We start from the raw sequence: 15,338 nt of genomic DNA, 5'->3' as shown, positions 1-15,338 counted from the left end.
AGTATCTACAATGCTAATTTTGAAAATTAGAATTATAAATTTTATCGGCCTTTTTTAGGTCTTATAATAAGACGCAAATCTTGATTTTTTGTTAGGTATTCTGTAGACCAGTTGTAAAAAGTACGTACGCGATTGCGGTAATCAATTAATGCGAAAAGATGTACAAATAACCAGGCGCACCAGGCAATAAATCCGTTAAGATGCAGATTGGGTTGTGGCACATCTGCAACTGCCTTATTACTTCCTATAATTGCCATTGAGCCCCTATCGTTATAGGTAAAAGGCTTAGGCTCCTTACCTGCCTGCATTAACTTAAAATTTTTAGCAAGCCTCACACCTTGCTGCATAGCTACCTGGGCCAGTTGTGGGTGTCCTTCGGGGAAGTTAGGATCTGCATTACTCACAGCAGAATCTCCTATCGCATAAAGAGCATCGCAGCCTGCTACTTTATTATAGGCATTCACTTGAATGCGATTTCCACGTTGATATGCATCTTCGGGAACGCCCCTAAATTTATGACCTATCACTCCCGTAGCCCAAATAAGATTTTTACTGTAGATATGAGAGCCGTCTTTCATCAATACTTTTTCGCCATCAAAATCAACTACCCGCGTGTTTAGTAAAATCTCAACGCCCATTTCAGAAAGCTTTTTATAGGTATATTCCTGACTTTTCTTACTCATAGGAGATAAGAGCTCGCTCCCTCCATTTACCAAATAAATTTTAGATCCAGATCCTATAAGCTCGGGAAATTCTTTACGTATCGTATTATTACGTAGTTCTGCAAATACTCCAGAAATTTCGACTCCTGTAGGCCCACCGCCTGCTATTACCATATTTAAATAGGGTAAGCGTTGTGACTTATCATGTATACGTGTAGCCTGCTCTAAGCGCTGAAGCAAAATATTACGCATTTCTAAAGCGTCTTCAAGCGTTTTCATAGGTATCGCATGCTGCTGACATTGATCTAAACCAAAAAAATTGGTTTTTGTTCCTGTTGCTAAAACAAGGTAGTCATAGGTAAGCTCGCCGTTATCAAGAACAATTTTCTTTTCCTCGGGTAAAATTTCAAGCAACTCACCCATTCTATATCTAAAGTTCTTTTTACTTCTAAAAAGATTTCTAAACGGAAACGTAATACTCGAAGGATCTAAAAAGCCCGTAGAAACCTGATACAATAGTGGCGGAAAAAAATTATAATTATTCTTATCTACGAGCACCACCTCATAAACTTCAGATTTTACAAGATGCTTTACGAGATTAATTCCTGCAAAACCTCCACCTATAATTACAATACGCTTGCTCATTCAGTTATTTCTTAAGGCTGAAAATTAAAAGTTTTATATTAGAAAGGAGTGTGCTTTAAGTCAAATTTAGTGCTTTATCACCGTGTTTTTAATTTGTTACCTTTCAAACAGTATATATTGATAATTGAATACCTAAAACCGAATGTTTCCATAAAATTTGGGTTATTTTAGCACAATAATTCGGTGCAAAATTGATAAATAAATAGTCTTTGCAATCGATTGTATTAATCGTAATTTGTTAAATTTAAATTCATAACGCATTCTACTTAGACAACCTTCTCAAACTATGGAAAGACACACGACCTTAGGCGAATTTATTATTCAAAATCAAAAAGATTTTCCATACGCTAAAGGAGAATTAAGTTCCCTTTTAAGCGCGATACGCCTGGCGGGTAAAATGGTTAATCAAGAAATAAACAAAGCGGGGCTTGCCGAAATACGAGGAAAAGCCGGACAGGAAAATGTACAGGGTGAATCTCAGGCAAAATTAGATGTTCTCGCAAATGATATGTTTATAAGCACACTTAGAGATCGAGGTGAGATTTGTGGTCTTGCTTCAGAGGAACTTGAAGATTTTTTAGTTTTTAATGAAGAAAAGCATAAAAACGCAAATTATGTTGTTTTGATAGATCCGCTTGACGGCTCTTCAAACATAGATGTAGATATTACTGTAGGTACAATTTTTAGTATATACCGCCGCATCAGTCCGGTAGGAACGCCGGTTACGCTAGAAGATTTTTTACAACCCGGCATCAATCAAGTTGCAGCGGGTTATTTAATTTATGGTACCTCAACAATGCTGGTATACACCACAGGTAATGGTACACACGGCTTTACCTTTGATCCCGGTATAGGCTCCTTTTTCTTATCGCATCCTAATATGAAACATGCCGAATCTGGTCGTATCTATTCAATTAATGAAGGTAATTATGTTCACTTTCCGCAGGGAATTAAAAAATTTATTCGCTGGACTCAAGAATTAAATGAAGAAGAAAACAGACCTTTTACGTCTAGATACATTGGTTCTTTAGTAGCAGATTTTCATAGAAATATGTTATTAGGTGGCGTTTACCTATATCCTACGGGAACAACCTCTCCTAAAGGAAAACTAAGATTACTATATGAATGCAACCCTATGGCGTTTCTGGCCGAGCAAGCCGGAGGAAAAGCCTCAGACGGTTACGGCCGCATTATGGAACGTATTCCTAATGAGTTGCATGAGCGTGCTCCGTTTTATTGCGGTTGTACTACTGAAGTTGAAAAGATAGAGTGGTTCTTACAGCAGAATGATTAGAATACATTTAAAATAGCAATTTATAGTCCGGGATTACATTCCGGACTTTTTTTAAAACTCTTAATGGATAATTTCCGTTAATATGGATAATTTCCTTCTTTAGTTTTCAAGAATAAATTATTTTTGAACTATGGAAGAAGCGAAGTTTGCCATCATAGATGTTGAAACGACCGGCGGTGGAATTAAAGACAACAAAATTACAGAGATCTGTATCATTGTCTTGCAAAATGGTGTCGAGATAGATCGTTTTGTTTCGCTGATAAATCCACTACGCGAGATCCCGTTTTATATAGAAAAACTTACCGGGATAAACGATGCGATGGTTAAGGATGCGCCTACGTTTGATACTGTTGCTCCTGCTATAAACACACTTACAAAAGACTGTATTTTTGTTGCCCACAATGTTGGCTTTGATTACAATGTGGTACGCGCAGAGTTTAGCACTGCGGGCATAGATTTTAACCGGAAACGCATTTGTACCGTGCGACTTGCTAAAAAACTTATTCCCGGCTTATTCTCTTACAGTTTGGGAAATTTATGTACCTCTATAAATATCCCACATCGCGACAGACACCGTGCTCAGGGAGATACAGAGGCCACTGTGCTACTATTTCAACGTTGTATAGAACTTGATCCAGAGTATGAAGTTATTGAAGGCTTTCTTAATCGAAAATCTAAAGAATCATTTCTCCCACCACATTTCAAATCTGCAGATTTTGAAGAATTGCCTACAAATGCGGGCGTGTATTTCTTTAAAGACAAAAAGGGAACTCCTTTATATATAGGTAAAGCGATAAATATTCAAAAACGGGTATTGTCTCACTTTAGAGAGAAGAGCAATCGTAAATATGCGCTATTGCAAGATACGCATAGCATAGATTTTGAACGTACCGGAAGTGAATTACTTGCGCTCTTGCGCGAAGCAGAACTTATTTTAAAACATTATCCTAAATACAATAAAGCACAGAAAAATCCTTCTAAACCCTACAAGCTAACCTCCTACCCAAATAAAAAGGGAATACAACAATTTGCGCTGCATAAAAATAAAATCGCCCCGGTAAGTTTAATGCAATTTTACACCTATGAGGAAGCTATTTTCTTTTTAGAATTAGTTTGCGAGACCTTTAATTTGTGTCCAAAATATTGCGGTTTACAGCAAGGAGTTGATTCTTGTAATCACTATAAATTACAGACCTGTAGTGGTGTTTGTAAAGGAGAAATAGAAGTGAAAACTTATAATAAGCGGGTGGCTGAAGCTTTAGAGTTTATCAATACGTATGACGATTCGTGTCTCCTTTTAGATGAAGGAAGAATACCCGGAGAAAAATCTTTTATCTATTTAAAACAAGGCAAATACTCAGGTTACGGGTTTATAGATGCCCAACTACCGGTAAATAAAGCCGAAGACTTCACGCCATATCTTGTTCCTCAAAAAAGTTCGGGATACGCAGATCGTATTATTCGCAGGCATCTAACAACTACTCCAAAAATTGAAAAAATAATTCTTAATGAGGAAGACACATTTACTCAGGATATTTTTGAGCGGTGGGTTTCTTAAGATTTAGAGGGAATTAGGTCGTCTTGCATAACGCGAAGCGATTGCACTTATTATCATAATTTGCGAAGCGTGAAAAAGCATAAGCGGCAGTAGAATTAACCCTAAACCGGCCATATTACCAAATAGTATTTTAGAAAATACCGTACCGTGAACCAGCGATTTTTTTGTACCACAAAATTGAGCTGTGATGCGATCTTCAATAGAAAAATCTAAGAGTTTAGACGCTATACCGGTAATTAAAAACACCAGAATAAAAAGCAGTAGAACTCCCATAAACAAAGCTAACAAATCTAGTATTGAAACCGAACTGAATAGGTTTTCAGAAAACGATTCTGCAAAGCTTTTGTAAATGATGAGCAGAATAATAGACTTATCAAACAAAGTTAGTTTAGAAGAATGACGTTGTACAAAGTCACCTAGATACCTTTGTAATAACATACCGAGTACGACCGGTAAAATTATTTGCACAATAAGCTTAACATAGATCTCTGTAAAATTAAATTCGGTTTCTGCTGCGTCAATAAAAAGACCCATCCATAAAGGCGTAATCAAAATACCTATTAGTCCAGAAATAGTGGCATTAAAAATCGCCGATGGAATATTTCCTTTAGCTAATGAAACCATTACAACAGAAGAACTTACTGTAGAGGGTAAAGCGGCCAAAAAGAAAAATGCGAGCCATATAGTTTCCTGTTCTTCATTTTGTATCATAGGTCTAAACAGCAATACGAGTAGCGGAAATATTAAAAACGTTGAGGCTTGTACAAGCAGATGCAATTTATAATTAGCAAGACCGGCTCTTAACTTAGACGGACTCAATTTAACTCCATAAAAAAAGAATATCAAAGAGATACCAATAGCACTAATTGTATTTATAGGTATAGCACTTTCCTCAGTCCCCCATTGGGGAATGAAGTAGGCCAAGCCAATTACCAAAATAATGGATAACACAAACCTATCTAGTTTTAACCTCATACTTAGTAAATACTTTAAAAGGAAAAGTTCTCTAAATTGCTATTTAAATAAGCGAGTAAAGTTATACTACAAAAGGGAAAGCGAGCTGCTCTTCGTTATTATTATAGGTGAGATTTCCATAAAAATAAAACCCATAGTTTAGAATACAAGAGCATAATCACTAACTCTAAATTGGTTTAAAAAGCTTTATCTCGGTACCTTAATTTATGTGTTAAATAAAAATGTATTAGCTTCCGTATGTAAATACTGCCTTATTTAAATAAGCTTGTGCTATTTTTTTAAAGCGTTGCTAAAAGAATTTAAATAGCACGACGAGTTTAACTCTCAAATATAAATCCCGGGTTGTGGGTGATTAGTAAAATGAAACAAAAAAGACCCTCAATAAAAGATATATCAAAGGCACTTGGTGTATCAATAACAACTATCTCATTTGTATTAAATGGAAAAGGAGAAGAACGCAAAATCTCAAAAGAAGTCATTAAAAAAATAAAAGACTACGTTGAAGAAATAAACTACACTCCTAATCAGGTTGCACAAAGTTTACGAACCGGAAAAAGTAAAATTCTGGTGTTTATGGTAGAAGATATCAGCAATAGTTTTTTTGCTAAAATCGCCAGGATCATTGAAGATATAGCTTATGATAAGGGTTATAAAGTACTTTTTTGCAGCAATGAAAATAATGATAAACGCTCTCGCGAACTCATACGTGTCTTTAGTGAACGTCAGGTAGATGGGTTTTTAATCATACCCTCTTCCGGGATTAAAGACGAAATTGAAAATCTTATAAAAAACGGAATTCCGGTAGTATTAGGCGATCGCTATTTTGAAGACTTACCCACGCATCACGTTGTGATTAATAACTATGTGGCCTCTAAAGAAGCTACGCAACATTTAATAAATAATAACTTTAAAAATATAGCCTTTATAACCACAGATACCAATCAAAATCAGATGCTTGATCGCGCGCGCGGTTATGAAGATGCGATTAAAAATGCCGGGCTTACCAGCACTATTCTTGAATTGCCTTTTAAACAAATTAATCAAAAAGAAAGTTCTGATCTTATTCAATCTCTTCTTTTAGAAAAAAATATTGATGCAGTTTTTTTCTCAACAAACTATCTTACCCAAACTGCACTAGAAATTATTAAAGAGACAAATCCGCAACTTATTTACGATCTGGGTATTGTTACTTTTGATGATAATGACTTCTTTAAAATTAATAATCCGTCTATTTCTGCGGTAGCACAACCGCTGCAGGAAATGGCAGAAGAATTAATGCGTATTATGTTTAAACTTTTAAAGACAAAAGATAAGGACATCCCACTTATGCAAACGGTTCTTGATGCTAAACTTATTGTAAGAGATTCTTCTTTTAGAAAATAAGAAGTTTCAGTATGTGACTAAAAAAGGGAAGCTTCAATAATTGATTAAACTTTTTAAGTCTAAAAATATGCCTGCTCTAGTATTACATTTCCTTTTTATTAACTGTAGTTTCAAATAAAGTAAAACGATTTATGTAGCACTTTAGAAAATTCTAATTAACTTCAAGGCAAATTAACGAAGTCGTTTGCGAAGGAGCTCCTGCAACTATTCCGTCAGGAAACTCTTTAACTCACAGAACAACTAAAACTCGAGACCATGAACGGAAACAAAAATTCCTCTTCTTCTCCAAGAAGAGATTTTATTAAAAAAGCATCTATTGCTTCTTTAGGTATTTCTATTGTACCACGACACGTATTAGGTGGCGTGGGCTATACAGCTCCCAGTGATAAACTACTTGTTGCAGGTATAGGTGTAGGCGGAAAAGGAGAAAGTGACATAAAAAGTTTTGCAGATAGTGGCAAAGCTGATATAGCATTTTTATGTGACGTAGATGACCGAAGAGCAGCAAGTTCAAGAGCACGGTTCCCTAAAGCTAAATACTATAAAGACTGGCGCGAGATGTTAGATAAAGAAGAAAAGCATTTTGATGCGGTTTCTATTGCAACGCCAGATCATAATCACGCTGCTCCTGCGATTGCTGCCATGAAAAAAGGAAAGCACGTTTACGTTCAAAAACCTTTAACACACGATATATATGAAGCTCGTAAACTCACTGAAGCTGCAGAGCAGTATAAAGTGGTTACACAAATGGGAAATCAAGGTGCGTCTAATGATGGCACGCGCTTAATGAGTGAATGGTTTGATGCAGGATTAATAGGCGATATTCAAGAAGTCTATTGTTGGACAGACCGCCCTGTATGGCCTCAGGGAATTCCGTGGCCAAAAACGGCTGCTCCTATCCCAAGTGAATTAGACTGGGATTTATGGTTGGGTACAGCACCCTATAAAGACTATGTAGGTGGTTTGGTTCCTTTTAACTGGCGTGGCTGGTGGGATTACGGTACCGGCGCTTTGGGTGATATGGGGTGTCACCTGGTAGAAGTACCGGTACGAGTACTCAATCTAAAATACCCTAAAGATGTGCAATGCAGTGTAGGTAGTGTTTATGTAGATGAGTTTAAACGTGGTTATTTCCCAGAAGCCTGTCCTCCGTCAAGTCACGTTACAATGACTTTTGCTCAAACAGATAAAACAAAAGGCGATGTAAAATTACATTGGATGGATGGCGGTATACAACCTGCTCGCCCTGAAGAATTAGGTCCTAATGAAGTCTTTGGTGACGGCGGTAATGGCGTATTGTTTATAGGCACAAAAGGTAAAATGATGTGTGGTACCTATTCGCGTAATCCACAGCTTTTGCCTACTTCAAAAACAGAACAAACCACCGTGCCTCAAAAGTACGAGCGCGTTGCCGGGCAAGCCGAAGGACACTACGCCCAGTGGGTAGAAGCTGCTCTTGCCGGCTATGGTAAAAAAGAAGTAAGTTCACCCTTTAGTGTTGCAGGACCTTTAACGGAAACTTTATTAATAGCAAACCTTGCTATACGCGGTTTTGATGTGCGTAAAGAACGAGAAGATGGTGGCTTTGACTACCCGGGACGCTATATCGAAATGCTTTGGGACTCTGACGCTATGCGCGTGACTAATTTTGAAGAAGCAAATCAATTTGTAAAGCGCAGTTACCGAGAAGGATGGTCGCTTTAAATTATAAATCAAGGAGTAATCCTATTTAATTATTATAAAAACGACATTTAATTTAGAAGCTTCAGAAGCTCTTAAATTAAATGTCGTTTTATTTAGTTTACAGGAATAGAATAGATACCGATATAATAATATTGATTTTAGTAAATCGTTTTATGTGGGTAGATTTCAATTTTTAAATAAAATACGCTTAGAATGAAAAAAATACTTTTTGTTGTTCTCTCATGTTTAGTCATTACAGTTTCAAATGGCCAAAATGCGCTTATACAATCTATAGAAAATCCTGTAGATTATGTAGATCCTTTAATAGGCAGCGATAGTGACCCCAGTCTCTCTACAGGAAATACTTATCCTGCAATTGCATTACCCTGGGGAATGAATTTCTGGACGCCACAAACCGGTGAGATGGGCAATGGTTGGGCATATACCTACAACGCCAGAACGATACGTGGTTTCAAACAGACGCATCAGCCTTCTCCATGGATGAATGATTACGGACAATTTTCAATCATGCCAGTTACCGGAAAATTGCGATTTAAAGAAGAAGAACGTAAAAGTTGGTTTTCACATAAAGCGGAACTTGTAAAACCCTATTATTATAGCGTGTATCTCGCAGATCACGATATTACGACTGAACTTACTCCTACCGAACGTGCTGCCCGTTTTAGATTTACATTTCCGCAGACAGATAGTGCTTCAGTAGTAATTGATGCTTTTGACCGGGGTTCTTACGTTAAAATAATTCCGAAGGAGCGAAAAATAATTGGATATACCACGCGCAACAGCGGCGGAGTTCCTGATAATTTTAAAAATTATTTTGTCATTGTTTTTGACAAAGAATTTGATCTTACCAAAACCTATAAAGACTCTATACTATCTGATGCTTTAGAAAGTACTGCAAACCATGCGGGTGCCATAATAGGTTTTAAAACCAAAAAGGATAAACAGGTAAATGCAAAGGTGGCCTCTTCGTTTATTAGTTACGAGCAAGCCGAATTAAACTTAAAAGAGATAGGGTCTGATGATTTTGATACGGTAAAAGAAAAAGGCAGAACGCTCTGGAATGCTAATTTAAAACGTATTAACGTTGAAGGAGGAACTACGGACCAGTTTAAAACTTTTTACAGCAGTTTATACCGCTCTCTCTTATTTCCCCGAAAGTTCTACGAGTATGATGCTACAGGTAAAATTGTTCATTACAGTCCTTATAACGGGGAAGTACGTGACGGCTATATGTTTACAGATACCGGTTTTTGGGACACGTTTAGAGCCTTATTTCCATTTTTAAATTTAATGTACCCAGAACTTAATGCACATATGCAGGAAGGTCTTTCTAACGCCTATGATGAGAGTGGTTGGTTACCAGAGTGGGCAAGCCCGGGCTTGCGTAATGTTATGGTGGGTAACAACTCAGCCTCGGTAGTTGCAGAAGCCTATCTTAAAAGCGGTGATGCTTATACGTATGATATTGAGAATTTGTATAAAGCTTTAATTCATGGGGCAAATAATGAAGGCCCTTTAGATGCTGTAGGTCGTAAAGGTGCTGAATATTATAACAAATTGGGTTATGTACCTTATGATGTTGGTATTAATGAGAATGCCGCGCGAACGCTAGAATATGCCTACGATGATTTCGCAATTTATCAACTGGCAAAGGCTTTAAAAAAGCCCAAAATTGAAATTAATCTTTATAAAAAAAGAGCGATGAACTATACGCATCTTTTTGATTCTGAAACCAGTTTGATGCGTGGTAAAAATAAAAATGGCAAATTTATGGCTCCCTTTAATCCGTTTAAATGGGGTGATGCATTTACGGAAGGAAACAGCTGGCACTACAGCTGGTCTGTATTTCACGATATGCAGGGTCTTATAGATCTCATGGGAGGTGAAGATAAGTTTGTGGCACAGTTAGATACTGTTTTTTGTCTTCCTCCGGTTTTTGACGATAGCTATTATGGCTTTGTGATTCACGAAATTCGAGAAATGCAAATTGCAGATATGGGGCAATATGCTCACGGAAACCAACCCATACAACATATGATTTACCTATATAATTATGCCGGTCAACCCTGGAAAACGCAAGAATGGGTGCGCGAGACGATGAACAAGATGTATTTACCCACGCCAGACGGTTATTGCGGTGATGAAGATAATGGGCAAACTTCGGCCTGGTATATGTTTTCTGCAATGGGCTTCTACCCGGTTGCTCCCGCTACAGATCAGTACATTTTAGGTGCTCCCCTATTTCAAAAAATCACATTAAATCTTGAAAATGGAAATACAGTAGAAATTAACGCTCCTAAAAATAGCCCGGAAAATAAGTATATTGAAACTATGAAAATTGATGGTAAGACCTATAATAAAAACTGGCTGAGCCATAAAGCTATGATGAAGGGAATGAAAATTGATTTTGATATGAGTACTATACCAAATACCTCTCGTGGAACCACAAAATCAGCATATCCTTACTCGCTTTCAAACGAAGATTAAAAACGCTAATTTTAAAATCACTATTGTTTTAATCAACCTTGAGTTATGCATACAAAAGCTAAATTTTCTCTAGTTACACTTCTAATGATTTTCAGCAGTTTATTTCATTTAAAAGCTCAGGATTGGCCTAACCTTCAAAAGTATGCCGAAGCTAACGCCACTATAGATTCAACAAATTCCCCGGAAAACAGGGTTGTATTTATGGGAAACTCTATCACAGAAGGTTGGGTAAGAGACGATGCTGCTTTCTTTACTGAAAATAATTATATAGGTCGTGGTATAAGTGGTCAAACAACTCCACAAATGTTGCTGCGTTTTCGGCAGGATGTTATTGATTTAAAGCCTGAAGTTGTAGTAATACTCGCCGGAACCAATGATATTGCCGGCAATACCGGCCCGATGACCGCTGAGCAGACTTTTGGAAATATCGTTTCTATGGCAGAACTGGCAGAAGCAAACAGAATTAAAGTTGTGATCTCCTCAATTTTACCCGCGGCAAAATACCCGTGGAAACCGAAAGTAGAATCTGTAAAGCCTATAAACATGATCAATACGATGCTAAAATATTACGCAAAAGGCAAAGGTTTTGTGTACCTCGATTATTTTACTGCAATGGTGAATACCGAAAATGGTATTAAGGAAGGACTTGCCTATGATGGGGTGCATCCTACGTTAGAGGGCTATAAAGTGATGGAACCTTTAGCTAAGGCTGCTATTGCTGAAGCTTTAAAATAGCAGATAATTTCCTGAACTATTAGTGGCCTAGTCTAATGATTAGGCTTTTTTTATATCAAATTTTTTAAAACTAAGCGTATAAATTTGTTTTATCAAGGTAGTCAAGTGCCAGTGCGTAGGCTCCAAGACATATAGATCTGCTCGTTCCCAGTTTTGAAACTCCTAGTGCAATGCGTTTTTCTTTAGAATAAATAGACTTTTTAGAACTAAACGGGATAGTCACTTTAACTTCAGAATTCTTTAAAAAAGTTTGTAACCCATGTTCAGTATCAATATTATAAATGGAAGCGATACTTCGTGGTATAGCATTTTCATTCAAATCATAAATAGAACCTTCTAAATGCGCAATAATTTTAGGAATAATTAGATCTGAAGCTCCTGCAATCCCGCCACCTATTACCACAGGTCCATCTATAAGTGCCAGCGTATTAGCCAAAGATTCTCCCACAGCAAGGGCCATTTCCTCAAAAGCCTTACAAGCTGCTTCCCTATTTCCTACCTGTTGACCTTTGGCGATTTGATATATATCAAAAGGAGTCAATGCTGTAGATTCTGTAGATTGCTCTTTATATACCCGCTGAATCGCCCGAATACTCACGCTTTCTTCAACAATAGTTTTTTGTTTTAAATAATTGCGGGTCAGCCAGATTTCACCTGCAGCAGAATTATCGCCCAGACATAATTGATTATTTACCACAATACCGCCTCCATACCCGGTTCCTAATGTAATTCCGATTAAGTTTTTATAAGTACGTAACAATCCTGCATTAGCAAATTCTTGGTTTATAAAAGGCAACATACCAGCAACTGCCTCGCCGTATGCAAAAAGATCTCCGTCGTTATTTATAAGTGTTGGTATTTTAAAAAGTTCGCTAAGCATAGGACCTAAAGCTACACCTCCTCTAAACGCAGGTAAATTCACAAGGTCACCTATCACTCCGTTTTTATAATCTGCAGGTCCGGGAAATGCAAAACTTATCGCCTGTGGAGTCTTCGTTTTTAAGGCTGCCTTCACTTGATTAAATCCGTCAATTATAGTCTTTAAACAAACTTCAAGATTAGAGGAATTAGACGGTAATGTAAGAGGTTGGACAATTTCAACACCAGCTTGTATGGCTGTAAATACAAAATTTGTACCTCCTGCATCAAGGGTCATTACAATTCTATCATCGCTATAAATATTTCTCATAAATTTTAACCCCTAACAATCAGAATCTAAACTTTAAATTATACCGCAAAAATAGCTTAACTAAAACGTTTTATCAAATTAGAATAAATCGTTTTACCTGTATTGAACTATTTTTATTTAAATTTAAATAAATAAGATCTTTTAAAATCTAATAAGTTTATGTCTCGTTAATTTAAGTATTCTTAATTCAAGCAGTTATAAACTCTAATTCTATAATCTTTCAATCTTAATTTATGCAATTAAAGGAATCCTCAAAACTTTACGATGTCATCATTGTAGGTTCTGGTGCCGGCGGTGGTATGGCGACAAAAATTCTCGCTGATGCCGGTTTAAAAGTTGCCGTGGTTGAAGCAGGCCCCTATTTTGATCCTGCTGCTCCAGAGCAACGTACACAACTTAAATGGCCTTATGAATCTCCGCGCCGTGGCGCTTCTACTGTACGGCCTTTTGGTGATTTTGACAGCGCTTATGGGGGTTGGGATATAGAAGGAGAGCCATATACCCAAAAAGGAGATTCTCAATTTGACTGGTTTAGATCACGTATGCTGGGTGGTCGTACTAATCATTGGGGGCGTATTTCGTTACGTTTTAGCGAACGTGATTTTAAACATCACAGTTATGACGGTCACGGTGACGACTGGCCTATAGGTTATGAAGATGTTAAACCTTACTATGATAAAGTAGATAAATTAATAGGAGTTTTTGGTTCTAAAGAGAATTTTGAAAATGAACCGAATGGGTTTTTTCTTCCGCCTCCTAAGCCCAGATTACACGAACTTTTCTATATAAAAGGAGCTCAGAAATCAAACATTCCCGTGATTCCTTCCCGTATGTCTATGCTTACTAAAAAGCTAAATAACGATCGCGGAATTTGTTTTTACTGCGGGCAGTGCTCCCGTGCCTGCTCGGTTTATGCAGATTTCTCTTCGGGAACCTGCTTAATTTTTCCGGCTCAAAAAAGCGGCGGACAAATAGATCTTTTTGTAAATTCTATGGTGCGCGAAATCACCACTAATGCAGAAGGAAAAGCGACCGGTGTATCTTACATTAATAAAGAAGATCGTAAAGAATATAAGCTAAAAGCCCGAATTGTTATACTTGCAGCTTCAGCTTGCAGTTCTGCACGTATTTTACTCAATTCAAAAAGCAAACAGCACCCTAACGGTTTAGGAAACAGTAGTGATATGGTAGGTAAATACCTGCACGATTCTACCGGTGCGAGCCGCTCTGCTTTTATACCCGAACTCATGAATCGCGATACCTATAATGAAGATGGTGTAGGCGGTATGCACGTATATACTCCGTGGTGGGGCGATAACAAAAAACTCAACTTCCCGCGAGGTTATCATATTGAAGTCTGGGGTGGTATGGGAATGCCCAGCTATGGTTTTGGTTTTAATCCTAATGATTTAAACCACTTTTTTAATCAGAAAGTGGGTGGTTACGGTAACAGTTTGCGTTCTGATATTAAAAAATATTACGGGTCAACCATAGGTATGGCCGGCCGTGGCGAATCTATCGCGATGATTGATAATTACTGTGAGATAGACCCGTCTACAGTAGATGAATTTGGGATTCCGGTGCTGCGGTTTAATTATAAATGGTCTGATTATGAACGTAACCAAGCAAAACATATGAATGAAACTTTTGAAGAAATTGTACACAATATGGGTGGACAATTACTTCAGGATGCGCCTACAAAAGAACAGGATTACGGTCTGGCAAATCCCGGGCGTATTATTCACGAGGTAGGCACAACCCGAATGGGTAATGATCCTAAAACATCTGTAGTTAATAAATTTCAGCAATTGCATGATGTAGATAATGTCTTTATTGTAGATGCCGGGCCGTTTGTTTCTCAAGCAGACAAAAACCCAACTTGGACTATTTTAGCACTCTCGTGGAGGGCTTCAGATTATATTATTGAACAGTTAAAACAACAAAATATCTAAATTATGGATAGAAGAGATAGTTTAAAATCCTTGTTTTTAGGTTCTCTTGGAACCGGACTTCTATTAACCGGTTGCGATCCTAATCTAGAGGTTAAAGAAGAGGATGTTGCTAAAGCTGCAGATGACTATTTTGGGCGTACGCCCGAAGAACTTGCGTATATAGAAAAACTAAATTCTGAACAGTTTTTTAATGAACACGAGCAAAAAACACTAGATATCTTGTGCGCTTTAATACTCCCTGCAAATGACGAATATGGCAGTGCCACCGAAGCCGGAGTTCCGGGGTTTCTAGAATTTATGGTTAAAGATATTCCGGCATTGCAAACCCCCATACGCGGAGGTTTAATGTGGCTTGATCACACCTCAAATACGCTACACAATACAGAATTTATTGAATCGTCAGAAGAAAATCAGAAAGCGATACTAGATACGATTGCATATCCTGATGCAGACATTCCACGAAATGAACAACCTATGCCGGTACAGTTTTTTACACTGATGCGCAATTTGACTATGACGGGATATTACACATCTAAAATGGGGTTAGAAGATTTAGGTTATAAAGGCAATCAACCTAATATTTGGGATGGCGTTCCTGAAGAAGTATTGCAAAAACACGGGGTCGCCTATGATCCTGATTGGATTGCAAAATGTGTTGATCAGGAACAACGCGGGGTCATCGCAGAATGGGATGATAATGGTAATTTAATCACTTAATCTCACCAATTTAAAGCATAAAAAACCTCCTGAAATT

General features: G+C 37.5%; 11 protein-coding genes. 8 read left to right on the top strand and 3 right to left on the bottom strand.

Annotation, left to right across the window (positions count from 1 at the left end):
- Positions 1-41: 41 nt before the first annotated feature.
- A complete protein-coding gene (locus P164_RS00640) occupies positions 42-1,307 on the bottom strand; it encodes an NAD(P)/FAD-dependent oxidoreductase (RefSeq protein ID WP_028374557.1) in 1,266 nt (421 codons plus the stop codon).
- A 286-nt stretch (positions 1,308-1,593) separates the two neighbouring features.
- Here P164_RS00640 and fbp point away from each other — a divergent pair, with 286 nt between their 5' ends.
- Together fbp and P164_RS00630 are read left to right on the top strand one after the other, a co-directional pair.
- Positions 1,594-2,601: a class 1 fructose-bisphosphatase gene (fbp, locus tag P164_RS00635; RefSeq protein WP_028374556.1), complete on the top strand. Its 1,008-nt coding sequence runs from the start codon at positions 1,594-1,596 to the stop codon at positions 2,599-2,601.
- Between the two features lie 130 nt (positions 2,602-2,731).
- Complete coding sequence (locus P164_RS00630) at positions 2,732-4,159, top strand: exonuclease domain-containing protein (RefSeq protein ID WP_028374555.1); 1,428 nt, start codon at positions 2,732-2,734, stop codon at positions 4,157-4,159.
- Positions 4,160-4,162: 3 nt separating this feature from the next.
- Here P164_RS00630 and P164_RS00625 read toward each other — a convergent pair whose 3' ends face one another.
- Entirely contained in the window at positions 4,163-5,134 is a 972-nt protein-coding gene (locus P164_RS00625; protein ID WP_028374554.1) for a bile acid:sodium symporter family protein, read from the bottom strand.
- Positions 5,135-5,494: 360 nt separating this feature from the next.
- Here P164_RS00625 and P164_RS00620 point away from each other — a divergent pair, with 360 nt between their 5' ends.
- From P164_RS00620 to P164_RS00605, 4 genes are all read left to right on the top strand, one after another.
- Positions 5,495-6,517, top strand: a complete 1,023-nt coding sequence (locus P164_RS00620; RefSeq protein ID WP_028374553.1) for a LacI family DNA-binding transcriptional regulator — start codon at positions 5,495-5,497, stop codon at positions 6,515-6,517.
- Between the two features lie 255 nt (positions 6,518-6,772).
- Positions 6,773-8,221, top strand: coding sequence for a Gfo/Idh/MocA family protein (locus P164_RS00615; RefSeq protein WP_028374552.1), 1,449 nt, complete (start codon positions 6,773-6,775; stop codon positions 8,219-8,221).
- A 192-nt stretch (positions 8,222-8,413) separates the two neighbouring features.
- Complete coding sequence (locus tag P164_RS00610) at positions 8,414-10,708, top strand: GH92 family glycosyl hydrolase (protein WP_028374551.1); 2,295 nt, start codon at positions 8,414-8,416, stop codon at positions 10,706-10,708.
- Between the two features lie 45 nt (positions 10,709-10,753).
- Positions 10,754-11,443: an SGNH/GDSL hydrolase family protein gene (locus P164_RS00605; protein ID WP_028374550.1), complete on the top strand. Its 690-nt coding sequence runs from the start codon at positions 10,754-10,756 to the stop codon at positions 11,441-11,443.
- Positions 11,444-11,513: 70 nt separating this feature from the next.
- Here P164_RS00605 and P164_RS00600 read toward each other — a convergent pair whose 3' ends face one another.
- The gene (locus P164_RS00600) at positions 11,514-12,632 is read right to left on the bottom strand and encodes an ROK family protein (RefSeq protein ID WP_234405800.1); all 1,119 of its coding nucleotides are present in this window, start codon (positions 12,630-12,632) and stop codon (positions 11,514-11,516) included.
- 233 nt (positions 12,633-12,865) lie between these two features.
- Here P164_RS00600 and P164_RS00595 point away from each other — a divergent pair, with 233 nt between their 5' ends.
- Positions 12,866-14,584 (top strand): GMC family oxidoreductase, encoded by a 1,719-nt coding sequence (locus P164_RS00595; protein ID WP_028374548.1) that lies wholly within the window; start codon positions 12,866-12,868, stop codon positions 14,582-14,584.
- Between the two features lie 3 nt (positions 14,585-14,587).
- Positions 14,588-15,301 (top strand): gluconate 2-dehydrogenase subunit 3 family protein, encoded by a 714-nt coding sequence (locus P164_RS00590; RefSeq protein WP_028374547.1) that lies wholly within the window; start codon positions 14,588-14,590, stop codon positions 15,299-15,301.
- Positions 15,302-15,338 lie beyond the last annotated feature (37 nt).

Source organism: Leeuwenhoekiella sp. MAR_2009_132 (genome assembly GCF_000687915.1).
Classification (GTDB): Bacteria; Bacteroidota; Bacteroidia; order Flavobacteriales; family Flavobacteriaceae; genus Leeuwenhoekiella.
The sequence above is the reverse complement of the archived record's forward strand: the minus strand, read 5'-3'. Positions and strand labels throughout refer to the sequence as shown.